Origin of the sequence: Gottfriedia solisilvae (assembly GCF_002128405.1) — a bacterium.
Classification (GTDB): domain Bacteria; phylum Bacillota; class Bacilli; order Bacillales; family Bacillaceae_G; genus Gottfriedia; species Gottfriedia solisilvae.
Map to the genome: position 1 here is coordinate 199,206 of NZ_NETJ01000006.1, position 25,885 is coordinate 225,090.

At 36.4% G+C, this 25,885-nt stretch carries 22 protein-coding genes, 1 pseudogene and 2 other annotated features; of the genes and pseudogenes, 19 read left to right on the plus strand and 4 right to left on the minus strand.

Annotated elements, in window-relative coordinates:
• Nucleotides 1-18: 18 nt before the first annotated feature.
• The 9 genes from CAB05_RS18965 (at nucleotide 19) to rplT (ending at nucleotide 7,254) form a co-directional block, all read left to right on the plus strand.
• The gene (locus CAB05_RS18965) at nucleotides 19-1,044 is read left to right on the plus strand and encodes a glyceraldehyde-3-phosphate dehydrogenase (protein WP_088002925.1); all 1,026 of its coding nucleotides are present in this window, start codon (nucleotides 19-21) and stop codon (nucleotides 1,042-1,044) included.
• Between the two features lie 331 nt (nucleotides 1,045-1,375).
• Nucleotides 1,376-1,762 (plus strand): adenosylmethionine decarboxylase, encoded by a 387-nt coding sequence (gene speD / locus CAB05_RS18970; RefSeq protein ID WP_088002927.1) that lies wholly within the window; start codon nucleotides 1,376-1,378, stop codon nucleotides 1,760-1,762.
• A 208-nt stretch (nucleotides 1,763-1,970) separates the two neighbouring features.
• Nucleotides 1,971-2,441, plus strand: a complete 471-nt coding sequence (nrdR, locus tag CAB05_RS18975; protein WP_088002930.1) for a transcriptional regulator NrdR — start codon at nucleotides 1,971-1,973, stop codon at nucleotides 2,439-2,441.
• A 36-nt stretch (nucleotides 2,442-2,477) separates the two neighbouring features.
• The gene (locus CAB05_RS18980; protein ID WP_088002933.1) at nucleotides 2,478-3,899 is read left to right on the plus strand and encodes a replication initiation and membrane attachment family protein; all 1,422 of its coding nucleotides are present in this window, start codon (nucleotides 2,478-2,480) and stop codon (nucleotides 3,897-3,899) included.
• 12 nt (nucleotides 3,900-3,911) lie between these two features.
• Nucleotides 3,912-4,853, plus strand: coding sequence for a primosomal protein DnaI (gene dnaI / locus CAB05_RS18985; RefSeq protein WP_088002936.1), 942 nt, complete (start codon nucleotides 3,912-3,914; stop codon nucleotides 4,851-4,853).
• 105 nt (nucleotides 4,854-4,958) lie between these two features.
• Nucleotides 4,959-5,792, plus strand: coding sequence for a sporulation protein YtxC (ytxC, locus tag CAB05_RS18990; protein ID WP_088002939.1), 834 nt, complete (start codon nucleotides 4,959-4,961; stop codon nucleotides 5,790-5,792).
• Nucleotides 5,793-5,926: 134 nt separating this feature from the next.
• Nucleotides 5,927-6,052: a sequence feature (ribosomal protein L20 leader region), on the plus strand.
• A 76-nt stretch (nucleotides 6,053-6,128) separates the two neighbouring features.
• Nucleotides 6,129-6,632 (plus strand): translation initiation factor IF-3, encoded by a 504-nt coding sequence (infC, locus tag CAB05_RS18995; protein ID WP_069034593.1) that lies wholly within the window; start codon nucleotides 6,129-6,131, stop codon nucleotides 6,630-6,632.
• 23 nt (nucleotides 6,633-6,655) lie between these two features.
• The gene (gene rpmI, locus CAB05_RS19000; RefSeq protein WP_025568429.1) at nucleotides 6,656-6,856 is read left to right on the plus strand and encodes a 50S ribosomal protein L35; all 201 of its coding nucleotides are present in this window, start codon (nucleotides 6,656-6,658) and stop codon (nucleotides 6,854-6,856) included.
• 41 nt (nucleotides 6,857-6,897) lie between these two features.
• On the plus strand, nucleotides 6,898-7,254 hold the full coding sequence (rplT, locus tag CAB05_RS19005; protein ID WP_088002945.1) for a 50S ribosomal protein L20: 357 nt from the start codon (nucleotides 6,898-6,900) through the stop codon (nucleotides 7,252-7,254).
• Between the two features lie 84 nt (nucleotides 7,255-7,338).
• Here rplT and CAB05_RS19010 read toward each other — a convergent pair whose 3' ends face one another.
• The gene (locus CAB05_RS19010; protein WP_088002947.1) at nucleotides 7,339-8,160 is read right to left on the minus strand and encodes an MBL fold metallo-hydrolase; all 822 of its coding nucleotides are present in this window, start codon (nucleotides 8,158-8,160) and stop codon (nucleotides 7,339-7,341) included.
• A 165-nt stretch (nucleotides 8,161-8,325) separates the two neighbouring features.
• A complete protein-coding gene (locus CAB05_RS19015) occupies nucleotides 8,326-9,408 on the minus strand; it encodes a nitric oxide synthase oxygenase (protein ID WP_088002950.1) in 1,083 nt (360 codons plus the stop codon).
• 200 nt (nucleotides 9,409-9,608) lie between these two features.
• On the opposite strand from CAB05_RS19015, the gene CAB05_RS19020 reads away from it, so the two are divergent.
• From CAB05_RS19020 to CAB05_RS22705, 4 genes are all read left to right on the plus strand, one after another.
• On the plus strand, nucleotides 9,609-11,018 hold the full coding sequence (locus tag CAB05_RS19020; protein ID WP_088002952.1) for an MATE family efflux transporter: 1,410 nt from the start codon (nucleotides 9,609-9,611) through the stop codon (nucleotides 11,016-11,018).
• A gap of 88 nt (nucleotides 11,019-11,106) precedes the next feature.
• Nucleotides 11,107-12,198, plus strand: a complete 1,092-nt coding sequence (locus CAB05_RS19025; RefSeq protein ID WP_371870366.1) for a M42 family metallopeptidase — start codon at nucleotides 11,107-11,109, stop codon at nucleotides 12,196-12,198.
• 570 nt (nucleotides 12,199-12,768) lie between these two features.
• Nucleotides 12,769-13,971, plus strand: a complete 1,203-nt coding sequence (locus CAB05_RS19030) for a quaternary amine ABC transporter ATP-binding protein (RefSeq protein WP_088003034.1) — start codon at nucleotides 12,769-12,771, stop codon at nucleotides 13,969-13,971.
• A gap of 4 nt (nucleotides 13,972-13,975) precedes the next feature.
• On the plus strand, nucleotides 13,976-15,709 hold the full coding sequence (locus CAB05_RS22705) for a glycine betaine ABC transporter substrate-binding protein (protein ID WP_088002958.1): 1,734 nt from the start codon (nucleotides 13,976-13,978) through the stop codon (nucleotides 15,707-15,709).
• Between the two features lie 86 nt (nucleotides 15,710-15,795).
• Here CAB05_RS22705 and sspI read toward each other — a convergent pair whose 3' ends face one another.
• Complete coding sequence (gene sspI / locus CAB05_RS19040) at nucleotides 15,796-16,005, minus strand: small acid-soluble spore protein SspI (protein WP_088002961.1); 210 nt, start codon at nucleotides 16,003-16,005, stop codon at nucleotides 15,796-15,798.
• A gap of 104 nt (nucleotides 16,006-16,109) precedes the next feature.
• Between sspI and CAB05_RS19045 the strand changes: the two genes are divergently transcribed.
• A complete protein-coding gene (locus tag CAB05_RS19045) occupies nucleotides 16,110-16,859 on the plus strand; it encodes a TrmH family RNA methyltransferase (RefSeq protein ID WP_088002964.1) in 750 nt (249 codons plus the stop codon).
• Between the two features lie 60 nt (nucleotides 16,860-16,919).
• On the opposite strand, the gene CAB05_RS19050 is transcribed toward CAB05_RS19045, so the two are convergent.
• Nucleotides 16,920-17,315: a CHASE3 domain-containing protein gene (locus CAB05_RS19050; protein WP_088002967.1), complete on the minus strand. Its 396-nt coding sequence runs from the start codon at nucleotides 17,313-17,315 to the stop codon at nucleotides 16,920-16,922.
• A 166-nt stretch (nucleotides 17,316-17,481) separates the two neighbouring features.
• Nucleotides 17,482-17,724 (plus strand) — a binding site (T-box leader).
• Nucleotides 17,725-17,791: 67 nt separating this feature from the next.
• On the opposite strand from CAB05_RS19050, the gene pheS reads away from it, so the two are divergent.
• From pheS to CAB05_RS19075, 5 genes and pseudogenes are all read left to right on the plus strand, one after another.
• Complete coding sequence (pheS, locus tag CAB05_RS19055) at nucleotides 17,792-18,826, plus strand: phenylalanine--tRNA ligase subunit alpha (protein WP_088002969.1); 1,035 nt, start codon at nucleotides 17,792-17,794, stop codon at nucleotides 18,824-18,826.
• A gap of 18 nt (nucleotides 18,827-18,844) precedes the next feature.
• The gene (pheT, locus tag CAB05_RS19060) at nucleotides 18,845-21,259 is read left to right on the plus strand and encodes a phenylalanine--tRNA ligase subunit beta (protein ID WP_088002972.1); all 2,415 of its coding nucleotides are present in this window, start codon (nucleotides 18,845-18,847) and stop codon (nucleotides 21,257-21,259) included.
• 226 nt (nucleotides 21,260-21,485) lie between these two features.
• Nucleotides 21,486-22,865, plus strand: coding sequence for an exosporium glycoprotein BclB-related protein (locus tag CAB05_RS19065; RefSeq protein ID WP_088002975.1), 1,380 nt, complete (start codon nucleotides 21,486-21,488; stop codon nucleotides 22,863-22,865).
• Between the two features lie 445 nt (nucleotides 22,866-23,310).
• The gene (locus CAB05_RS22630; RefSeq protein ID WP_407920423.1) at nucleotides 23,311-25,098 is read left to right on the plus strand and encodes a beta strand repeat-containing protein; all 1,788 of its coding nucleotides are present in this window, start codon (nucleotides 23,311-23,313) and stop codon (nucleotides 25,096-25,098) included.
• 215 nt (nucleotides 25,099-25,313) lie between these two features.
• A pseudogene (locus CAB05_RS19075) lies at nucleotides 25,314-25,885 on the plus strand (exosporium glycoprotein BclB-related protein); the annotation flags it as partial.

Sequence of the window (25,885 nt, forward strand, 5' to 3'; positions counted from 1 at the left end):
TTAATTGGGGGTTTACTTATGGTAAATGTAGCAATAAATGGATTTGGTCGAATTGGACGCATGGTTTTCCGTCAAGCAATTAAAAATGCAGATTATAACATCGTTGCGATAAATGCTAGCTATCCAGCTGAAACTTTAGCGCATTTAATTAAATATGACACTGTTCATGGGAAATTTGACGGTGAGGTTATAGCGAACACAGATCACTTACTTGTTGATGGAAAACGTGTTGACCTAATTAGTGAGAGAAATCCAGAGTTACTTCCATGGAACGAACTAAATGTAGATATCGTGATCGAAGCAACTGGGAAATTTAATGACGCAGAAAAAGCAAAAATGCACTTAACTGCAGGAGCTCAAAAAGTTATCCTAACTGCACCAGGTAAAAATGAAGATATAACTGTTGTAATTGGTGTAAACGATGAAAAATTAGACATAGAACAACACAATGTGATTTCAAATGCTTCATGTACTACGAACTGTTTAGCGCCAGTTGTCAAAGTATTAGATGAGCAATTTGGAGTTGTAAATGGATTAATGACGACAGTTCACTCATTTACAAATGATCAAAAAAATATAGATAATCCACATAAGGATTTACGTAGAGCTCGTGCTTGTAGCCAGTCAATCATTCCAACAACAACTGGAGCAGCTAAAGCACTTTCAAAAGTATTACCTCATTTAGATGGAAAATTACATGGTATGGCATTACGTGTACCTACACCAAACGTATCACTTGTAGATTTAGTTGTTGATTTAAAAAGAGAAGTAACAGTAGAAGAAATAAATGAAGTATTTGAAACTGCTTCTAAAGGTTCAATGCATGGAATCATTGAATTCTGTAATGAACCATTAGTATCAATTGATTTTAACAGTAATACACATTCTGCAATCATTGATTCACTTTCAACAATGGTAATTGGTGGTACAAAAGTGAAAGTACTAGCTTGGTATGATAATGAGTGGGGTTATTCTAGACGTGTAGTTGACTTAGTGTCAATTGTTGCTTCTAAAATTTCTAAACTTGAACCAGTTCAAAATTAAGAAGCGTAATTTTACAAACTAATGTAAGCGAATACAAAGACTAGCTGATTTAATGACGGCTAGTCTTTTCGAAGTTTGCAAGAATGCTTGGCACTCGAGCAAATAGCTTGTTTTATACATATTTTTTTAACATTTAAACTAGTAAATTACAAAAAAATGAAATTTATCTTGCAATTCAAATTTAAAAAAAGTATACTAACTTTCGTGAACTTCTAAAAGTATAACTAACTACTTAAAGGGTTAGGACCTCTTTGGACTAACTTTCCCCCGTGGTAGTTGATCATACTTTTGCAATAGGAGTCATGTAAAATTATTTAAGGGGGAAATGAATATGGATACTATGGGTCGTCACGTCATTTCGGAATTATGGGGTTGTAACACAGAAAAATTAAATGATATGAAATTTATTGAGGAGACTTTTGTTGATGCTGCATTACGTTCTGGTGCAGAAATTCGTGAAGTTGCTTTTCACAAGTTCGCTCCTCATGGCGTTAGTGGTGTCGTAATCATTTCAGAATCACATTTAACTATTCACAGTTTTCCTGAGCATGGTTATGCAAGTATTGATGTTTACACTTGCGGTGATAGAATTGATCCAAATGTAGCTGCAAACTATATCGCTGAGGCTCTTGAAGCTGATACGCGTGAAAATGTTGAGCTACCTAGAGGAATGGGTCCCATTCAAGTTAATAAAGTAAAAGTTGTTAGTGGTAACTAAAAAAATGGAGAGAGGTGATTATTCACCTCTCTTTTTTCGTCTATAAAAATGGATTGCGAATTATGTTCCTAAAGTTGTAGGGAAAATAGGGTTTTGTCTTATGACCAGTCGCCTCCACATTTCTTGCTTTAGTTTATTTGAATTTTGTTATAGTATAGAGTTATAATAGTCTGTTTAACAAAACTGTGTTTGGAGTTGAAATGAAACGATGAGATGTCCAACATGTAATTATAATGGGACAAGAGTACTTGATAGCAGACCGGTAGATGAAGGTCGATCAATTAGAAGAAGACGTGAATGTGAAGAATGTCAGCATCGTTTTACTACCTTTGAACGAGTAGAAGATAATCCTATTTTAGTTGTGAAAAAAGAGGGAGCTCGTGAGGAGTTTAGTAAAGATAAGATGTTAAGAGGTCTTATTAAGGTATGTGAAAAACGCCCTGTATCATTATCTCAACTTGAAGGCATTATTAATAATATAGAAAAAGAATTAAAAAATAGTGGTACATCTGAAGTTCCGAGTGAAGTTTTAGGTGAAATGGTTATGGATCATTTATCTAAAGTTGATGAAGTTGCATATGTTCGATTTGCATCAGTTTATCGTCAATTCAAGGATATAAATGTATTCATTGATGAATTAAAAGATTTAATTAACAAAGAGCGAGGTAAGGACGATTAGTACTTCGCTCTTTTGATACAAGAAAGGATTGTTTGAATGTCTATTGAAAAGCAACATTGGATGGATGTTCTGCCTGCAGATCCATACACGGTATTGGCTGCAGGATATTTACATAATTTCCACAGACAGGTATTAACGATGTTGTATCAACCAATCATTGGTAGCCAGGCATTAAGCTTGTACATGACTTTATGGAGTGAATGTGAACAAACAGACCTCAATCCAAATAATTTAACACATCATTCTTTAATGCTTGGGATGAGAACAAATTTAAAGACAATTTATGAGCAAAGGTTAATGTTAGAGGGAATCGGTTTACTTAAAGTGTATGAAGGGTCTGAAGAAGGTAATAAGAAGTTACTTTATGAACTTCAATCTCCGCTTGATCCCCATTCTTTTTTTGAAGATCCTATATTAAATATCTTCCTTTTCAAAACAATCGGTAAAACTCAATATCAACGAGCGAAAAACTTTTTTAGTAGACAAGCGTTTTCCAAAGAGGGCTATCGTGATATTTCTAGTTCATTTGATTCCGTTTTTCAAACTGTTACAATGGAACAACTACATGAAATACAAAAAAATAATGAGATAACTCAAAGTGAAACGCAGAATACAAGGTTGTTAAAAGAGCAACAACCTTTAAAAATTTCTGTCAAAATGGAAGAGTTTGATTATGATTTATTTTTAGATGGTTTATCTGATTCATTTGTTCCAAAACGTTCTTTTACTGCAGAAGTTAAAGAAACAATTTTAAAGCTAGCTTTTTTATATGGTATTAACCCAATTCAAATGAAAACGATTGTCATGCGTGCATTAAACGATGAGAATAAAATTAATACTGAATCACTTCGTTTAGAAGCGAGAGAATGGTATCAATTTCAACATCATGAAGCATTGCCTACGATTGTTGAGAAGGTTCAACCAATTCAGCATAGAGAGCTGAAAGCTGAACCAACTACACAGGAAGAAAAACTAATTCAATGCTTTGAAACAATCTCACCTCGCCAATATTTAAAAGAAATATCTGGTGGTGCAGAGCCAAGTGAGGCAGATTTAAAAATCATTGAAGAAATTATGATTGATCAAAAGTTACTTCCTGGGGTAGCAAATGTATTAATTGATTATGTAATGATACGTTTAGATAAGAAATTATCTAGAAACTATGTTATTAAAATCGCAAGCCACTGGGCAAGAAAAGGTGTAACAACAGTTAAGCAAGCAATGGATCTTGCTCGAAAAGAATTTGAAGAGACAAGACAAGGAACAACTGTTGCTAAGGCCAGAACGGGTAATCGACGAAATAAAGCAATTCGTACAGAAATCGTCCCAGATTGGTTACAGCCAAATGCAGAAAGTGTAGCTCCGATTACTGTAGAGACAAATAATTCTTCCGTTGACGAAGAAAGAAAAAGATTAGAAAAAGAACTTGAGATGTTCAAAAATAAGAAAAAACGTTAATGGGAGGACGAAATGGAACCAATTCAAAACGCATTCACTGCATTAATGAAAAATAAACAATTCCAAGATACATTTGAAAAAATGCGACATGAAGTCCGCAGTCACCCAAAAGTTGCACCATTTTTAATTCAAAATAAAAATGAAATTACAGATGATATGATTGATAAAAGCTTAAATAAGCTTTATGAGTATATAGGTCAAAGTGTTGAGTGTCATGATTGCCCTACCTTTGAAGGTTGTAAAAATTTGGTTCAAGGTTATCATCCGCATCTAATCATACAAGGAAAAAGAATTGATGTTCAGTATGATCGATGTCCAAATGGCATAAAGAATGATCAACGTAAAAAGCATGAAGCTTTAATCAAGTGTCTGTATTTACCTAAAGATGTGCTACAAGCATCTATGTCTAATCTATCTTTAGATGATTCTGGACGTTTTGAGGCTATTTCAGCTGCAAGACAATTTATTATGAGTTATGAAAAAGGAAAAATGATGCAAGGGCTATATTTACACGGCCCATTCGGTGTAGGGAAAACATATATCCTTGGTGCAATCGCAAATGAATTAGCAGAAGAAGGAATTTCATCAATGCTTGTTTATTTACCTGAGTTTTTACGTGAATTAAAAAGCTCAATTAGTGAAGGTACTTTAGAAGAAAAAATTGAAGCTGTTAAAAAAGTTGAAGTATTGATGCTCGATGACATTGGGGCAGAACAAATGTCAAGTTGGGCAAGGGATGAGATATTAGGTACGATTCTTCAATATCGCATGCTAGAAAAATTACCGACATTTTTTACTTCAAATGCAGATATAACTCAGTTAGAACACCATCTGACATATTCACAGCGCGGAGAAGAAGAACGAGTAAAAGCAGCTCGCATTGTAGATCGAGTTAAATATTTAGCGAAGCCAATCAGTATTTCTGGTTCAAATCGTAGACATTTCACATCATAAAAACAAAAATGCCGTAAAATCACGATTCAAAGTGATTTTACGGCATTTTTTAATTCACTTCTTAATATATATAGGACTAGGTGGTGCTTGAAAGGGGGGAACAGGGTGATTGAAATTTTTTTCAATGAACCCATTGATGCAGCTTATGTCTACGACCGATTACAAAAACGCTTAAAAAATCAATCGAGACCATACTTTCTAAGAAAACACAAAATGAATACAATATTAATTACTTTTCCTCAAAATACTGAAGAGTTAATAAAAAGTATCTTAGTGCCAACGCTAGTACAATTTATTTTACTTCAAAAAGAAGATAAGTGGATTCAATCCATTTTACATACATCTTTTTTCTATGAGGAAGTTGAACAACAGCAAATCATTCCAATTGCACAGTCCTTATTACGAGGGACAAGAAGAAGTGTACCAAACCAAAAGAAAATACGTAAGAGCAAGCAATTGATTACTAACGCAATTGTCCAATATGTAAAGGATGGAATAAGCTTTAGCTTTGATTCGTTCATTACATTCCGTTTAAAAGAGTATAATAAGCAGCTTGCTTATGTATGTGAAATCGCAATCGATGAATACAAATTAGAAAATGAATATCAAAACCTAATTGAAAATTTAAGACAACAAGTATTAAAATCAGATTCACTGATTCCAAATGTCCATATTGTATATGATGGAAAGTTTAGTGTGTATGATCATTTACTATTACCAATCTCAAAAGAATTATTAAGAGAGTATGGTAAAGGTGTTAAAAACCGTGAATATATTGATAATGAATTGATTGTACCATTAGCTGCAATTGCACCAAAAAGAATTCATTTATACACTGCAACAGTAGATTTAGCACTAATTGTTACATTACAAAATATCTTTCAAGAACGGGTACACATACATACTTTACAAGACTTTACACAAGAAAAATCGAAATGAATTTTATGAAAATAAAAAAATGATTGTCATAAATAAGTTTCTTTGCTATAATAAATTTCGTTGCGAATAAAACATACGAATCTTGACAACATCATGTCGCTATGTTATAGTAACGTAAGAAAAGAATACTTATTTGTTTGAAGTAGAAGCACCCGCTTCTCACCTGGATGACGCTGTAGGCTGTTGTCAGGTAACAGAATCATTATTACTTTGATACTGTCAGTGTGGGTGTATTTATATACCCACACTTTTTTATTGAGTTTGAGGTTTGCTTCAATGAAACAAATTAAGGTAATTCTTACAATACCCTGGAGGTGTTTTACTATTAGCAAAGACATGATGGTAAACGATGGAATTCGTGCTCGTGAAGTTCGATTAATTGGTCCTAACGGAGATCAACTTGGAATCAAGACAAAACAAGAGGCTCTTGAGTTAGCTTCAAACGTTAACCTTGATTTAGTAATGGTTGCACCAACGGCTAAACCGCCTGTATGTCGTATTATGGACTACGGTAAGTTCCGTTTCGAGCAACAAAAGAAAGACAAAGAGAGCCGTAAAAACCAAAAAATTATTAGCATGAAAGAAGTTCGTTTAAGTCCAACAATTGATGAACATGACTTTAACACAAAGCTTCGTAATGCAATTAAGTTCTTAGAAAAAGGCGATAAAGTAAAAGCGTCTATTCGATTTAAAGGACGCGCTATTACGCATAAGGAAATTGGACAACGAGTACTTGACCGTTTCTCAACTGCTTGTGCAGAAGTTGCAACTGTTGAGTCACACCCAAAAATGGATGGTCGTAGTATGTTCTTAGTCTTAGCACCTAAAAACGAAAAGTAATTTATTTGAGGAGGAAACACGATATGCCTAAAATGAAAACTCACCGTGGTTCAGCAAAACGTTTTAAAAAGACTGGATCTGGTAAATTAAAACGTGGTCGTGCATACACTAGCCACTTATTCGCTAATAAATCTACTAAAGCAAAACGTAAATTACGTAAAGCTTCATTAGTAAGCAAAGGCGATTTCAAACGTATTCGCTTCATGCTTACAAACATGAAATAAGAACGATAACGGATTAGATAGATATCTAGGAGGGAAATAATATGCCAAGAGTTAAAGGCGGTACAGTTACACGCGCTCGTCGTAAAAAGGTTATTAAATTAGCAAAAGGTTATTACGGTTCAAAACATACATTATTCAAAGTTGCAAACCAACAAGTGATGAAATCACTTATGTATGCATACCGTGACCGTCGTCAGAAAAAACGTGATTTCCGTAAATTATGGATCACTCGTATCAACGCGGCTGCTCGTATGAACGGTCTTTCTTACAGCCGTTTAATGCACGGTTTAAAATTAGCTGGTATCGAAGTTAACCGTAAAATGTTAGCTGATATTGCAGTAACAGACGAAAAAGCATTTGCTGAATTAGCGAACGCTGCAAAAGCTAACTTAAAATAATAATATTAAAAATCCTTAACATGTAGATGTTAAGGATTTTTTGTTTTTTATTAAACTTTCAAGCGATCCGATCGACTGAGCCTTTTAAGAATGACAATACTCTCTTCTCATATTCTTCACATTGCATTCATGACAAAACTTCGTAAATGCAGACGGAAATAAAAATTCCTTCTCTAGAAGACTAATCGCTTGTTCATCTTCCATTTGTACAGTTTGTTGAAGGCGAGTTAAATAATCATTTGCAAAGGAAATACGTTTTATTGCGTCCTCCTTTGAATCAGTTACTTTACCGTGACCTGGTATCAATAATGAAAATTCCTTGTTTGTAATTAATTCAGAAGCCTTTTCTAATGTTTCATAATAACTTTTCACACTATCAAATACGATTGGAAGCTCGAAATCAGATAAATAATCCCCTGTAATCCAAACGTCTAACTCATCGATATAAAGAAATAATCCATCCTTCGTATGACCTGGTGACAGATAAAAAACTAAAGTTGTATTACCAACTTTAATTGTTTGACCATCCTCGGTGATAATCAAATCAATTTCAGGAAAACGGATTGGTTCAGTATGTTGAATATAATGATCTAAATAGAACTGTTTAATTTTTCCTACTTTAATGTCCTTCTCAGGGTGATTATGTAGATTGATACTTCCTATTGTAGTTGCATCTGGGAAGGCGTGGTAACCTATCACATGGTCAAAATCCCCATGCGTAAAATATAAATAAATAGGTCGTTCTTTTTTAATTACATCTACATACTTCCTAATTTCATTAATTTCACTCGGAAGCCATGTTGGATCAACTACTATGATACAATCCTCAGTTTCAACAACAGTCGAGTTTGTTTGAAATAAAGCGCTTTGAAAAACGGTTACATGTTCATTTTTAAATAGTATCATTGAATTCTCCCTTTTATCTGAACTTTGAAAACATCGATATTTTCATTTTAACAAAATTAACAAGTAAGAAGGTAAGAAAAGAGATTTGTCTTAAAACGGAATAAAGCGTACTCAGAAAATTTTCTAAGCACGCTTATTTTAGTTTTATCAATTAACGTTTATTTTTTAATTGGTTTTATTATTAGGAAAAAAATTAGGTTTGATGATCTTGTTCTCATATCTATTATGGAAAATATGCGTTGTAGCTGGAGACATTGGTGGTATAAGCCAACCCCAGTTTCCTGTAAGTTCTCTTTTGCATGCTGATTCTTGTTTTTCAAATTGTTGAAATTGCTGAGCTGCTGAATGGTGATCTACAATACTAACACCATTTTTTTTGAAGGAATATAAAACTGCTATGTTTAATTCTACTAATGCTCTGTCTTTCCATAAAGTACTATTTCTTTTCGTATCTAATCCGATCAAGTCAGCCACTTGTGGAAGCATATTATAACGGAATTCGTCAGCAAAGTTTCTTGCACCTATTTCAGTTCCCATATACCAGCCGTTGAATGGAGCAGCACTATATGTTATACCACCGATTTCCAGTCGCATATCTGAAATCATTGGAACTGCATACCACTTTGCCTGTAATGGAGAAAAGTCAAATTCAGGATGCTCAATTGGAACTTCTAAAATGACTTCCCTTGGTACTGAAAACCATTTTTTCTCTTGTCCATCGATAGAATAAACAATTGGAAGCATATCATAATTTGTTTTCTTACCTTCCCAACCTAGACTTTCACACTCTTTTGTAAAAGGAATAGATATAGGATCACCGATGATTCCTTGATCCGTTTCATAACCGGCATAACGAAGAAGCTGATGGTTATGAATTTGAATATTGTTATTTTCACCTAAATTAGGTTTGAAAATTGTAATTGTCGGAAGAATCTTTCCTGCATTCGTTGCGTAATGAATGTGATGAATGATTTCTTGTTGAACACCTTCATCATCATTTATATGGCGAGCGTCTAAAACTCGAAGTTTATCCCAAAATAATCTACCAATACATCGGTTACTATTTCTCCAAGCCAACTTTGCACCATGTTCAATTTCTTCATAGGTATGTGTATAATAACCAGTTGATTTTATTTCTATTTCAATTTCTTTTAAACGTACTTCTATTCGATCAGCGATATTTAGCTCTTCATAGCACTGAGTAATGAAACTTTTTGCTTCTTTATATAAAACAGTTGTTGTAATCATTATTGTCTCCAGAGATTGTATTTAAAAATGTTCTCATCCATTGTAAGCTTATTTATTATTTCCTTCAAATCGTAATTATGAAATTAGTGTGAATTATGATTGGAATATGTAATAAAATGATGAGTGAATCATTTATATTCTTGCAATTGTTCTGTTACGATGATTAATGGAGTAATATTTTATAGAATTGGAGGGATATGATGTTTAAGCCAAAAAACCTACACGGCAATCAATTAACTGAAGGACCTATTGCGAAAACATTATTCTTCTTTTCTTTGCCAATGTTATTAGGCAATGTACTTCAGTCTTTAAATGGTTCAATTAATTCAATTTGGGTAGGAAAGTTTTTAGGCGAACAAGCATTAGCGGCTACTTCTAATGCGAATATATTAATGTTCTTTTTGTCAGGAGCTATTTTTGGGATTTCTATGGCAGCTGTTATTTTAATAGCACAAAATATAGGTGCCAAGAATATTAGTGAAGCGAAAAGAGTGGTAGGTACAAGCTTAGCGTTATTTATTGGTCTTTCCTTAATAGTCGCCATTATAGGATTTGTATTTTCTCCAACTATTTTAAAGCTAATGAATACACCAGGGGATACAATTGATTTTGCGATTTCTTATACACGTATGATGTTTTTAGGCACACCTTTTATGTTTGCCTACACACTTGTGATGGCAATCATGAGAGGGTCTGGTGATTCGAAAACACCATTTTATTTTTTACTATTATCTGTTGGATTAGATATAATATTAAACCCACTTTTCATAAAAGGTATTGGACCTTTTCCTGAAATGGGTATATCCGGGTCTGGTTTTGCTTCTTTAATAGCTCAAACATTTAGTTTTATTTTGTTAGTGATAACGATTTACTCCAAAAAGTATTTTTTAAGACTACAAAAAGAAGAGTTGAACTTAGTCAGGTTTGATTGGGGCTTAATAAAGGTACTAATAATAAAAGGTATACCCATGGGTTTACAAATGATCGTTGTTTCTTCAGCAAATTTAGCACTCTTTCACTTAGTTAATTCATTTGGATCTGAATCTACAGCCGCTTTTGGTGTGGCATTTCAGCTTACAAGTTATATTCAAATGCCCGCAATGGCAATTGGTGGAGCTGTGACATCAATGGTAGCACAGTGTATTGGTGCAGGGAAGTTAGAACGGATTGGCCGTATTGCTTTGATTGGTGTATTGTTCAATGTGATTTGGACAGGTGGTCTTGTTCTTTTATTAAATATATTTAGTAAGCAGGCTTTTTCATTATTTTTACCAACGACTGGTCATGCAATTGATTTAGGGGTGACAATTAGTTATATTATGTTTTGGCCATATATCTTATTTGGTGTAACGCTAGTTCTTTCAGGTGTTGTCAGATCAAGGGGAGCAGTTATGCCTCCATTACTATTTACTTTTTGTGCGATGTGGCTAGTGAGGAATCCAGTCGCATATTATTTAGGACATCAATATGGCTTTTTAAGTATTTGGTGGAGCTTTGGAATTGCATTTACAGTAGCAGTATTATGTCATATCCTTTATTACTTTTTTGGAAATTGGAAGAAGGCTACCTTTCAACATGGTCCAAAGGGAAGAGTAAAGGAAGTAGGTTAAAAATTTAATATTCTTATGATTTTGTCAAAAAGATATGCTAATTGTATAATAGATTATGTACATAAATTTTAATTAGAAAAAAGGATGGATGACCTTGTCTACTTTAGATGCTAAGTTACAAATGTTAAAAGAGTTAACAGATGCAAATGGTGTAGCTGGTTTTGAACATGAACCACGCGAAGTAATGAAGAAATATATAACGCCATTTGCTGATGAAGTTACTACAGATAATTTAGGTAGCTTAATTGCTGTGAAAACAGGAGATGCTAATGGGCCAAGAATTGAAGTTGCCGGGCATCTTGATGAAGTTGGATTTATGGTTACACAGATTGATGATAAAGGCTTTTTACGTTTTCAAACAATCGGTGGATGGTGGTCACAGGTAATGCTAGCTCAACGCGTTACGATTTCAACTAAAGAAGGTAATGTAACAGGTATTATTGGATCAAAACCGCCGCATATTATGAGCCCTGAGGCTAGAAGAAAAGTAGTCGATATTAAAGATATGTTTATTGATATCGGTGCTTCAAGTAAAGAAGAAGCATTAGAATTTGGAGTACGTCCTGGGGATCAAGTCGTTCCTTATTTTGAATTCCAAACAATGAAAAATGAAAAATTATTATTAGCAAAAGCATGGGATAATCGAATTGGTTGTGCAATTGCGATTGATGTATTAGAACAATTACAAAACCAACAGCATCCAAATATTGTGTTTGGTGTTGGCACTGTACAAGAAGAAGTTGGTCTACGTGGCGCTAGAACATCAACTTATAAAATTGAACCAGATATTGGTTTCGCATTAGATGTTGGTGTTGCAGGAGATATGCCTGGTGTATCAGAAAGAGAAGCTCAAGGTAAATTAGGAAAAGGTCCACAAATTGTTCTTTATGATGCTTCAATGGTTTCTCATAAAGACTTACGTGAGTTTGTTGTAAATGTTGCAGAAGAAATTGGCATTCCTTATCAATATGATGCAATGCCTGGTGGAGGAACAGATGCAGGCGCGATGCATATAACAATGAAAGGTGTTCCATCGCTTGCCATTACAATTCCAACTAGATATATTCACTCTCATTCTGGAATCCTACACCGTGATGACTATGAAAACACAGTAAAGCTGATTGTAGAAGTTATTAAACGTTTAGATCGCGAAACAGTTGATCGTTTAACTTATAGCTAAGTAATCAAATCCCTCAAGAATCTTGAGGGATTTTTATTTTATCTATATTTTTAAGGTGACTAGAACTTATTGCTCTCATTAACACGTTTTCAATTTAAAAATAAGTGTTTTTTGGGAATAGCTTTTAGTGGGGAAAGCTAGATTTTTATTAAGTTTAGTTAACGAATATTACTATTTAGCAATATTTATTGACAGGAGCAAAACACTAGGGTCAAAGAGGTTTAGAACAATATGACTAAAAAATGGAATAATTTGGTTGGAAGTCTGTAATCAAATGTATCCTTGTTAACATTGTTCTGAAATAGTTTTGTCATAGTTTACTGTTAACATTAATAGCAGATAAACTTTCAACTACTTTTAATTTGATCTTGGAGCGTCATTTCTTCTTCCAAAAGAGATAAAAAAAGTAGCAAGCCAAGACTTTTTAAGTACTTGGCTACTTTTATTTTACGTGCGTTATTGTATGAATATTTTTTGGAATATTCTTTCTTTAAAAATGCTGCCTTCAACATAAATGCAAGTTGTATTGAAAAAGGATTTGTATTAAAAATTTTAAATCGAGGTGAGTTGATGAAATCAAAAGTTGTAGTAAAAAATGTGACGAAGGTTTTCGGTAAATCTCCAAAGAATGCCATAAAACTACTTGAGAAAGGTTACTCAAAAAAAGAAATTTTAAAAGAAACTGGCGCAACAATTGGTGTAAATGATGCGAATTTTGAAATTTACCCAGGTGAAATTTTTGTTGTAATGGGTTTATCAGGCAGCGGGAAGTCGACATTAATTAGAATGTTAAATCGTTTAATTGATCCAACAACTGGTCAAATTTTAATTGACGATGAAGATATAGTGAAAATGAATGCACAGCAGTTAAGGGATGTACGTCGCAAAAAGATTAGTATGGTTTTTCAAAACTTTGCATTATTCCCACATAAAACGGTTTTAGAAAATACGGAATATGGACTTGAAATACAAAATATTTCTGTGCAAGAAAGAACTGAAAAAGCAAAGAAATCTTTAGAAATTGTTGGATTAAAAGGTTATGAAGATCAATATCCTTCACAACTAAGTGGAGGTATGCAGCAAAGGGTTGGTCTTGCGAGAGCTTTGACGAGTGATACGGATATTTTGCTTATGGATGAGGCCTTCAGTGCGCTCGATCCATTGATCAGAAAAGATATGCAGGATGAACTGTTAGAATTACAAGAGACGATGAAAAAAACAATCATTTTTATCACCCATGATCTTGATGAAGCATTAAGAATTGGTGACAGGATTGCACTAATGAAGGATGGTAATATCATTCAAATTGGTTCGCCAGAAGAAATTATGGTTAATCCAGCAAATGAATATGTAGAGCGATTTGTCGAAGATGTTGATTTGTCGAAAGTATTAACAGCGGCTAATGTTCTTAAGCGTGCTGAAAGAATTACGCCAGACCGTGGTCCAAGGGTAGCACTTCAAATTATGAGAGATCAAGGATACTCAAGTATATTTGTAGTAGATCGTAGATTAAAATTACTTGGTGCTATAACTGCCGATGATGCATCGCTTGCACTGAAAGAAAATAAAAGTGTTGAAGAAGTCATGCAAAAAGATATTGTGGTAGTTTCTGAAGAAACACTGCTTACAGATGTAATCGAATCGCTTGCGACTTCGGTTCTCCCACTTGCTGTTGTTGACAAAGAAAATAGATTAAAAGGTGTCATAATCAGAGGTGCGGTAATTGGAGCACTTGCGGGTAAAAAAGAAGATTTAAATATAAAAGGGGGTTAATGTAATGGGGATGCATAAATTACCGTTAGCAGATTGGATTGATGCCATTGTTGATTTTATCATCAAACATTTCAATCCGCTATTCAGTACGATCACAAACATCACAGAAACCCTATTAGATATCTTTGTGAAGGTTTTAGGAATGGGTCCGTCGATTGTGTTAATTTTGTTAATCTCATTATTAGCATTTTATACAAGTCGATGGACAGTAGGGTTATTTACTTTAATAGGTTTACTTTTGATCGATAATTTAGGACTTTGGGATGCAACAATTGAATCATTAGCTTTAATATTATCCTCGGTTATCATAACGATGTTAATAGGTATCCCACTTGGTATATGGGCTTCGCAAAACGATCGAGTAAAACAAGTCATTACGCCGATTCTCGATTTTATGCAAACAATGCCGGCATTCGTTTATTTGATACCAGCTATTCTCTTTTTCGGGATTGGTGTTGTGCCAGGTATTTTGGCATCTGTTATTTTCGCAGTACCGCCTACAATAAGACTTACGAATCTTGGTATCCGAGAAGTCCCTAATGACTTAATTGAAGCGACAAATGCATTTGGTTCAACAACTTGGCAAAAACTCTTGAAGGTACAGCTACCATTGGCTGCTCCTACGATTTTAGCAGGTGTGAATCAAAGTATTATGTTATCACTATCAATGGTTGTTATTGCATCTTTAGTTGGTGCGCCAGGTTTAGGGGCAGAAGTTTATCGTGCTGTCACACAAATTAAAGTTGGTGAAGGATTTGAAGCTGGTCTATCAATTGTAATCATTGCAATTATACTTGATAGAATCTCACAAAACTTAAGGAAACCTGTTTATGGCAATAAGTTCGCTAAAAAATATGTATATGGCTTTGTTACACTGATCTTTTTAATTTCTTTTCTTACTACTGCTTTCACAGTAGGTACAGCTGATAAAACATCTTCTAATAAAGTAGGAGATCAAGTACATTATGAAATTACGGGGATTGATCCAGGAGCAGGTCTGATGAAGGCAACCGAAAAAGCAATGCGTGATTATGGCTTAAAAGATTGGACTTTAAAAGAAGGTTCTTCTGCGGCAATGACTGCAGAACTCAAAAAAGCTTATGATCAAAAAGAACCAATCATTGTTACTGGCTGGACGCCACACTGGATGTTTACAAAATATAAATTGAAGTATTTAGAAGATCCAAAAGGTTCATTTGGAAAAGATGAATCAATCCACACGATGGTCAGAAAAGGATTAAAAGAAGAAAATCCTGGTGCTTTCAAAATTCTTGATCAATTTTACTGGAAACCATCTGATATGGAAAAAGTAATGAGTGATGTTCAAGAAGGAACAAAGCCAGAAGAAGCAGCTAAAAAATGGGTAGAAAATAATGATGATATCGTAGCCAAGTGGACGAAAGATGTCCCAAAAGGTAATGGCGAAAAAATAAGCCTTGTGTATGTTGCTTGGGAATCAGAAATTGCCAGCACGAATGTAGTTGGTACAGTTCTAAAACAACAAGGTTATGATGTAACGTTAAAACAAGTTGAAGCAGGTCCTATGTTTGCAGGTGTAGCTGACGGAAGCGCTGATGCATTAGTTGCAGCTTGGCTACCAACTACACATAGTGATTATATAAATGAATATAAAAATAAGCTGGTCGATCTTGGACCTAATTTAGATGGTACAAAATTAGGATTAACTGTTCCAGAATATATGGATATTGATTCGATAGAAGACCTTAAAACTAAATAACAACTTCAAAAGAAGCCTCGAGCAATCTGTTCGAGGCTTCTACTTTTTTTAGATAAAAAGGCAAAACAAAGTGCAGTTGCACCTTATTAACCTTGTATTCCACCTTCAATAACAGCTAGTAACTCATGTTTTTGTTCTTCTGAAGCATTTTTCCAAAATAATTCTAGTAATACACCTAATCCAGGTAATACTTTTTCCTCACCACTTTGAATTGCATCTACGATTGTTGCCTCTAATTGATCACTTTTGTTACCAGTAATATTGTGAAGAACTGCTCCACGAATGTTGAAATTCATTTGAATTCTCCTTTCATATTGTGCTTTAAGTAGTATTTGTAAACAGTATTAAATTTATGTATTATTAACTTTATGATATACGAAGAAAGGTATAAGGTTATAATATGAAACGAATTGATTCGATACAAAATAACTCTGTTAAAGCTTGGAAAAAATTGCATACAAAAAAGGGTCGAGAAAAAGCCAAACAATATATTGTAGAAGGTTTTCATCTAGTGGAAGAAGCAATAAAGAATGATGCACCGATCCTTCATTTATTACTTTCAGAAGAAATCGATTTACCATCAAACTTTTCACCTGGCTCTTTCGAGTTAACATATATTTCTAAAGAAGTTAGTAAAGAATTAAGCGAAACTGAAACAACACAAGGTATTTATGCAATCATCGAATTTTCATATATGAGAGTAGACTTTGCAAAAGTATCTAAATTATTATTAATTGATGAAGTACAAGATCCTGGAAACGTGGGTACTATGATCAGAACAGCGGACGCTGCTGGATATGATGCAGTTATACTTGGGACTGGTACGAGCGATTTATATAATTCTAAAACGATTCGTTCAACACAAGGCTCTTTATTCCATATGCCTATTTTACGTGGAGACTTAATCGAAGTGGTTTCAGAATTAAAAGAACAGGGGATATCGGTATACGGAACTTCTTTACAAAATGCTAAACCGTTTAATGAAGTTAAAGCGTCTAATCGTTTTGCCATTATTGTTGGTAATGAAGGAAAAGGAGTCAATTCTAACCTACTATCTTTATCGGACGAAAACCTTTATATCCCAATTTACGGAAGAGCAGAATCATTAAACGTAGGAATTGCAGCAGGAATATTAATGTATAGCTTATAAATGAAGAGGTGCAAATTCGCACCTCTTTTTCTTATTTTTTGGCAATTAAATGTGCATAGCCTATATTTTAAAACGTTGAGTTTCATTTTCTAACTCTTCAGCAATTGCTGATAAAGACTGAGAGGTAGCTGAGATTTGTTGTAAGCTTGCTAATTGTTCTTCGCTTGAAGCGGAGTTTTCTTGGCTTAGTGCAGTTAAATGTTGTGCAATTTCTTCTAATGTTGCTTTTTCTATATAATTTTTATCTCCTGATAATAAGTATCCGCGTTGGTCGTTAGAGTGACCTGATAATAAAAATTCTATTTCCCTTGCATGACTTACATCATTCGTTTGATCTCCTATTAAAGCAATTGAGTTAATATTTTTTTTACCAATATAAAAGTTATAAGTAAACATTGATATGGTTAATAATATAATAATTGAAAATCCAATGATTAACTGATTTCTTATTTTCAATCAAAAATTCCTCCAATTTGACTATATTCAATTATTAATATGATTTTCGTCTCGTATTGAATGAGTGTTCTGTGGAGTAATTATGATAAAGTGATAGAAAAATCACACGTTGAGCAGTTGCAATAATTCAAAAATATCACTATAATAAGTTAAGAAAATTTAATATTTAAAAGCGATGATAGAGACTAGTAAATTTGAGTACCCTATATAGGGAGAAAGTGTCTAAGACTGAAAGCACTTTTATAGGAAATTAAATTGAATTCACCTCTTGAGCTGGCGCCGGGACCATTATATATGTAAAGGCGACTCGGTCAAATAGACCGTTACATGAATGAAGTGAGCAGTTAGAAGTGCAGCGATGCATTAACTGTTAATTAGGGTGGTACCGCGATCAATCCTCGTCCCTTTTTGGGAGCGAGGTTTTTTTATGTTTAAAAATGTATGGAAAAAATGGTAGAAGTATAGGAGGAATAAAGATGCAAGAGCGTTTAGTTTCTTTACAAGCAGAAGCGATTAAACAAATTGAAGAGGCTCAAGACTTAAAAGCCTTAAATGAAGTACGTATCGCTTATCTTGGGAAAAAAGGTCCAATTACAGAGGCAATGAAAGCAATGAAGGATTTATCTCCTGAAGAGCGTCCAAAAATGGGAGCAGTTGCAAATGAGGTACGTGCAGCAATTCAAGAAAAACTTGAGGCAAAACAAGTTTTATTAGAACAAAATGCTATTAATGAAAAATTAGAAAGCGAAAGTATCGATGTAACATTGCCTGGACGTCCTGTTCAAGCTGGTGGTGCGCATCCTTTAAAAGCTGTCATCCAAGAAATTGAAGACTTATTTATCGGAATGGGTTATGAGGTTGTTGAAGGACCAGAAGTTGAAAAAGATTATTATAACTTTGAAGCGTTAAATCTTCCAAAAGGTCACCCTGCTCGTGATATGCAAGATTCATTCTATATTACAGAAGAAACTTTAATGAGAACTCATACATCTCCTGTTCAAGCAAGAACAATGGAAGCAAATGTTGAAAAAGGACCAATCAAAATTATTTGTCCGGGTAAAGTTTATCGTCGTGATGATGATGACGCTACTCACTCACATCAATTTATGCAAATTGAAGGTTTAGTTATTGGTGAAAACATTTCAATGAGTGATTTAAAAGGTACATTACAACTATTTGCGAAAAAAATGTTTGGTGAAGATCGAGAAATTCGTTTACGTCCAAGTTTCTTCCCATTTACTGAACCATCAGTAGAGATGGACATTTCTTGTATGAAGTGTGGTGGAAAAGGCTGTAATATGTGTAAGCATACAGGTTGGATCGAAATTTTAGGTGCAGGTATGGTTCATCCAAATGTACTTGATATGGCTGGTTATAACTCGAAGGAAGTTCAAGGATTTGCATTTGGAATGGGTCCTGAGCGTATTGCATTGTTAAAATACGGCATTGATGATATCCGTCATTTCTATACAAACGATATTAGATTCTTAAAGCAATTCCAACAAATGTAAGGTAGGAGGGGACAAAACATGTTTGTTTCAACAAAATGGTTACAAGAATACGTTGATTTAAGTGGTGTTACACCAGAAGAACTTGCAAAATTAATTACAAAAGCTGGTATTGAAGTTGAAGGTGTAAACAATCTTTCTGATGGAATAAAAAATGTTGTAGTTGGCTATGTAATGGAACGTGAACAACATCCAGAAGCTGATAAGTTATCAAAATGTACAGTTGATGTTGGGGAAGAACAGCCTGTACAAATTATTTGTGGCGCACCGAATGTCGCTAAAGGTCAAAAGGTTATCGTTGCAAAAATTGGTGCGGTATTACCTGGAAACTTTAAAATTAAAAAAGCAAAATTACGTGGCGAAGTTTCTGAAGGAATGATTTGTTCTCTTCAAGAACTAGGAGTAGAAGGGAAAGTAGTTGGGAAGGAATTTTCGAACGGAATTTTCGTTCTACCTAACGATGCAGAAGTTGGAGCAGATGCATTAGAAGTTCTACATCGTGATGACGCTGTATTAGAATTAGGTTTAACACCGAATCGTGCGGATTGTTTAAATATGATTGGAGTAGCTTATGAAGTTGCTGCAATTTTAGATAAAGATGTGAAATTACCAGCTGTTGCAACAGAAGAGTCTGGATCAGCAGACTTTATCAATGTTTCAGTAGAATCGAAGGAAGATGCACCATACTATAGTGCTAAATTAGTTAAAGGTGTAAAAGTTGGTCCTTCTCCATTGTGGATGCAAGCTCGTTTAATGAGTGCAGGTATTCGTCCAATTAATAATATAGTTGATATTACAAACTATATCTTAATTGAATACGGTCAACCATTACATGCATTTGATAATAACAAGTTAAATAGCAAACAAATCATCGTAAGACATGCAAAATCTAATGAAAAAATTACGACATTAGATGGAGAAGAACGTACATTACAACCACATCATTTAGTGATTGCGACAGAAAAAGAAGCAGTTGCGATCGCTGGTGTAATGGGTGGTCAATCAACTGAGGTTGACGAGAATACAGTAGATGTTTTAATTGAATCAGCTGTTTTCAAAGGTCAAACTGTTCGTCAAACTTCAAAAGACCTAGGTTTACGTAGTGAATCAAGTGCACGTTTTGAAAAAGGAATTGATCCATCTCGTACTTACTCAGCATCTGAACGTGCTGCTCAGTTAATGGCAGAGCTTGCAGGAGGTACGGTTGTAGAAGGTACTGTAGTTGCAAATCATATTGTAAATGAAGCACCAGAAGTTTCTGTTTCGGTTAATAAAATAAATAATGTGCTTGGTACTTCAATTGATGCTGATACAGTTAAAGATATTTTCCGTCGATTACGTCTAGAAGCGAAACAAGATGGGGAACTTTTCACTGTCACTGTTCCTAGTCGCCGTGGAGATATTACGATTGAAGAAGACTTAGTTGAAGAAGTAGGTAGAATGTATGGATATGATCATATCCCTGCAACATTACCAACAGGAGTAGCTAGCCGTGGCCAATTAACTGTATACCAAGCAAAACGTCGTAGAGCTCGTCAGTTTTTACAACATGCAGGTTTATTTGAAGCAGTTACTTATTCCTTAACTAGTAATAGTAAAGTTAAACGTTTTGCATTAGAAACTGGTGATGCAAAGCCAGTTCGTTTATCTTTACCAATGAGTGAAGAAAGAAGTGAATTACGCTTTAGTTTAGTACCTCATTTATTAGATGCAGTAGCTTATAATGTTGCTCGTAAAGAGGAAAATGTACAATTATTTGAAACAGGCTCAGTTTTCTTAACATTAGAGAACAATGAACTTCCTCGTGAAGAAGAGTATTTAGCAGGTGCTTTAACAGGAGCATGGTTACAACATGCATGGCAAGGTGAGAAAAAAGCTGTTGATTTTTATGTTGTAAAAGGAGTAATAGATGGTTTATTTAATGAATTAGGACTATCAGATAAAATTTCCTATGTTGCATCTAAAAAAGAAGATCTACATCCTGGTCGTACAGCAAGTATATTAGTAAATAACGAAGAAATTGGGTTCATTGGTCAAGTACATCCAGTAACTCAAAAAGAATGGGATATTAAAGAAACGTATGTATTCCAGTTATCACTTGCAAAACTATTTAATACAGAAATAGATGATATTTTATATAACGCAATTCCACGTTTCCCAGCTATGAATCGTGATATGGCACTTGTAGTAGATTCAACTGTTTTTGCTGGAGATATTTTATCTACGATTCGTCAAGCAGGTGGAAAATTATTAAAAGAAGCAATCATTTTTGACTTATATGAAGGTGATAAAATGGAAGCAGGTAAAAAATCTGTTGCCTTCTCACTAACATATTTTGATCCAGAGCGTACTTTAACAGACGAAGAAGTTACAAAAGCTCATCAAAAAGTATTAAAAGCTGTAGAAGAAACTCATAGTGCTCAGCTAAGAGGCTGATGACATTTAACATATAATTTAGAGTAAGAATGAAGAACCAGGAATCATATCGATTCCTGGTTTTTTCATATTAGGCGATTTCAGTCAAACAAATAAAGAATTTAAATAGAAAAATCACCTATTTTTTTCCATTTTTTACTCATTTTTGTAATGATAATGAACCAATTTGTCCTTTTTTTATAATATAAACTGTACAACTAATTTATTAAACGAGAGGTGTTTTTAATTGCCATTACCACCACCAAGATCGCCATTCCCTCCATTCCCTCCATTTCCACCAGAACCACCATTTCCACCATTTGGTTCAACAGGTCCAACGGGTCCAACGGGTCCAACAGGTCCAACAGGTCCAGCAGGACAAAATGGCCTAATTGGCCCAACGGGTGTAACAGGTCCACAAGGTGAAAGAGGAAAAAGAGGTAAAGACGGAGACGACGGAGAAAGAGGAAAAAGAGGCCATATGGGTCCAATGGGTCCAATGGGACCAATGGGACCAATGGGTCCGATGGGGCCAACAGCACCGGCAGTACCAGGAGCAACGGGTGCAACAGGAGCAACAGGAGCAACTGGACCTTCAGGAGGACCTCCAGGAGCAACGGGAGCAACAGGCGCACCAGGAGCGACAGGAGCAACAGGCGCACCAGGAACAGCGGGAGCGACAGGAGCAACAGGAGCAACAGGAGCAACGGGAGATCCAGGAACACCAGGAGCGACAGGAGCAACAGGCGCACCAGGAACAGCGGGAGCAACAGGAGCAACAGGCGCAACGGGAGATCCAGGAACACCAGGAGCGACAGGAGCAACAGGTGCACCAGGAACAACGGGAGCAACAGGCGCACCAGGAATACCAGGAGCGACAGGAGCAACAGGTGCACCAGGAACAGCGGGAGCGACAGGAGCAACAGGAGCAACGGGAGATCCAGGAACACCAGGAGCGACAGGAGCAACAGGTGCACCAGGAACAGCGGGAGCGACAGGAGCAACAGGAGCAACAGGAGATCCAGGTACACCAGGAGCGACAGGAGCAACAGGAGCAACAGGAGATCCAGGAACAGCGGGAGCAACAGGAGCAACGGGAGCAACAGGCTTACCTGGAGCATCTGCTATCATCCCATTTGCATCAGGTCTTCCTGTAGCATTAACATCAGCTTTATTTAACACAGTTGGAACTCAAGGATTAATAGGATTCGGCGACAATGGAACTGTTGCAACACTTCTAGGAGGACCAATAAATATAGCTGGTGGCCCAGGATTATTACAAAACTTAGCGTTTTCTATGCCTCGTGCAGGAATTTTGACTTCAATTTCTGCATACTTCAGCACAACTGCAGCATTAAATTTACTAGGCTTTATTACAATCACAGCTAGAGTTTATACTTCACCGGCACCAAATAATATCTTTAATCAGGTGGCAGCTGTACCATTGACTCCTAGTTTATCTGGTATTCTAGCATTGGGTGCAATTAGTTCGGTAACTGCAGCATTACCAAATATTCCTGTTACAGCAGGAACTAGAGTGTTGGTAGTATTTACTGCTGACTCAGATGGATTAGATCTTGCAACTGTTGTTGCGGGTTATGCTAGCGCAGGATTATCAATTAATTAATCTAGTTTAAAATAATAGAATTTTAGTGTCTTGCTTTGCCCTACTTTACTGATCATCTTTCGCCTTGTTACGAATGAAAGATTTTAAGTAAGTAGGGTTTTTTATTCTTCAAGTAATGTAATCCTACTAGTCAATATGTCTTTTTATTTTGAGTCGTAAAATACATATCGCTATTTGTTCACTTATTGTTTCAGTAAAATATTCCTATAATAGTCATTTATTTTATTAGTGGCTCTAAAGTACATTTATTTATTTATTTATTTATTTATTTATTTATTTATTTATTTATTTATTTATTTATTTATTTATTTATTTATTTAGTTTTTACCTTTGAATGATATATAGTGAGTAGAGCTTTTTTGAGAAATTTATAGTTTAATTAGAAACCAAATTGTGCTTAGTTATATAAAATATGAAGAAAGAAAACTAAAAGAGGTGTATTTTTGTGCCACCACCAAGACCACCAAGACCACCTTTCCCACCAGTTCCACCTTTTAGCCACAATGGCCCCACAGGTCCAACGGGTCCTACAGGTGTAACTGGTGCAATGGGGGCTCAAGGGGAAAGAGGAAGAAGAGGTAAAGAAGGGAAAAAGGGAGAAAAAGGAAAAAAAGGCTCAAAGGGTGAAACTGGAGCGACTGGAGCTTCTGGAGTAACAGGACCAACTGGTTTCACAGGCGAAAGAGGAGCCACAGGTCCAATAGGAGAAACGGGAGCGACAGGAACAACAGGATCGACTGGAGCAACAGGAGTAACAGGATCAATAGGAGTAACCGGTTCAACGGGAGCAACTGGAGTAACAGGATCAATAGGAGTAACCGGAGCAACCGGAGTCTCGGGTTCAACTGGTGTAACAGGGGCCACGGGTTCAACTGGTGTAACAGGGGCCACGGGTTCAACTGGTGAAACAGGAGCCACGGGAGCAACAGGAGTCACAGGAGCAACAGGAGTCACAGGAGTCACTGGGGCAACCGGGCCAACCGGAACAACCGGAATATCGGGAGTAACCGGAGCAACAGGAGTAACCGGCCCAACGGGATCAGCCGGAGCCACGGGTTCAACCGGAGTAACTGGAGAAACGGGAACAACAGGGGAAATAGGAACAACAGGAGATACAGGAGCAACGGGAGTGACAGGAGTAACAGGAGCAACCGGAGCAACCGGAGCCACGGGTTCAACCGGAGTAACAGGATCAATAGGAGTAACCGGAGCAACAGGAGCAACAGGAACAACGGGACCAACAGGAGATACAGGAGTAACTGGTTCAACAGGAGTCACCGGCCCAATAGGAGCAACAGGAGCGAGAGGAGTAACGGGAGCAACAGGGGTAACCGGAGTAACTGGAGCCGCAGGAGTCACAGGGGTAACCGGAGCAACGGGAGCAACAGGAGTGACAGGAGCAACAGGTGAAACAGGAGCAACCGGAGAAACGGGAGCAACAGGGGAAACAGGAGCAACAGGAGCAACGGGTTCAACCGGGGTTACAGGGGTAACCGGAGTAACAGGAGCAACGGGAGCAACAGGAGTCACAGGTTCAACTGGTGTAACGGGAGCAACGGGAGCAACAGGATCAACAGGAGTCACAGGGGTAACCGGGGTAACCGGAGCAACAGGAGTAACCGGACCGACAGGAGTCACGGGAGCAACAGGTTCAACCGGAGTTACCGGAGCCACTGGAACAACAGGGGAAACAGGGGCAACGGGGGTAACTGGAGCAACAGGAGCAACTGGCCCAACAGGCTCAGAAGTTCTAAGCCAAGGTTTTTCTGCTTTCAAGCCATCTTTATCAGTAAACAGTAGTTCTCAAATTACAAACTGGACTGTAACAAGTCCTTATTACGTCGCTACTACATTTAATGCTACGACTGGTAATTTCACTGTACCTGTAACAGGTAGATATGTTTTCGAAGCTACTATTAATTACTCTACAACTGCTGCATTAAACGTTTCACTTGGTGGTGGTATTACGCCATCATTTGTAATTCGTAGGACTTCACCTGGAACAACCAACTTAATAACTGGTTTATTTCCAATCTTAAATGTAAATATTGCTTTAGTACTAACATTAAGAGCAATTCTAGGAGATGGAACGGTCACATTAACTGGGGATTTAGAGCTGAATTCAGGAGATGTAATTGGTCTATTTTATGAAGCGAATGGTTTAACGATCTCATTAAATTTAGGCGGAACAGAATCTGCTGGAATTGTTTGGTCAGTTCATCGTATTCATTAAAAAATAAACTAAGTATAAAAAAGTTACCATATGAAAAGTCCTAATAGATTTATAGTTTTTAGGAAAACTTATAAATCATGGGGCTTTTTTATTTTGCTAATAGTCTAGTAAATTATTATGTAAAAATATTAACAAATTAATGATAAAATCCAATCCTATTAATTATTTCGAAATAATATAAAGTGTACGTTAAATAATTTTAGGAGGTATTTCATATGCCATTTCCACCAGGACCACCAGTCCAACCGATTCCGCCTGGTCCAACAGGAATTACCGGACCAACCGGACCAACTGGGCCGACAGGAGCGCCAGGAACTCCAGGAGCGCCAGGGGCAACGGGAGCAACAGGAGCAACAGGAGCGCCAGGAACTCCAGGAGCAACAGGAGCAACAGGAGCAACAGGAGCAACAGGAGCAACAGGAGCAACAGGAGCAACAGGAGCAACAGGAGCAACAGGAGCAACAGGAGCAACAGGAGCAACAGGAGCAACAGGGGCAACAGGGGCAACAGGAGCAACAGGAGCAACAGGAGCAACAGGGGCAACAGGAGCAATAGGGGCAACAGGAGCAACAGGAGCAACAGGAGCAACAGGAGCAACAGGTGACACAGGAGCAACAGGGGCAACAGGAGCAACAGGAGCAACAGGGGCAACAGGAGCAACAGGAGCGACAGGAGCAACAGGAGCAACAGGAGCAACAGGAGCAACAGGGGCAACAGGAGCAACAGGTGACACAGGAGCAACAGGAGCAACAGGAGCAACAGGGGCAACAGGAGCAACAGGTGACAC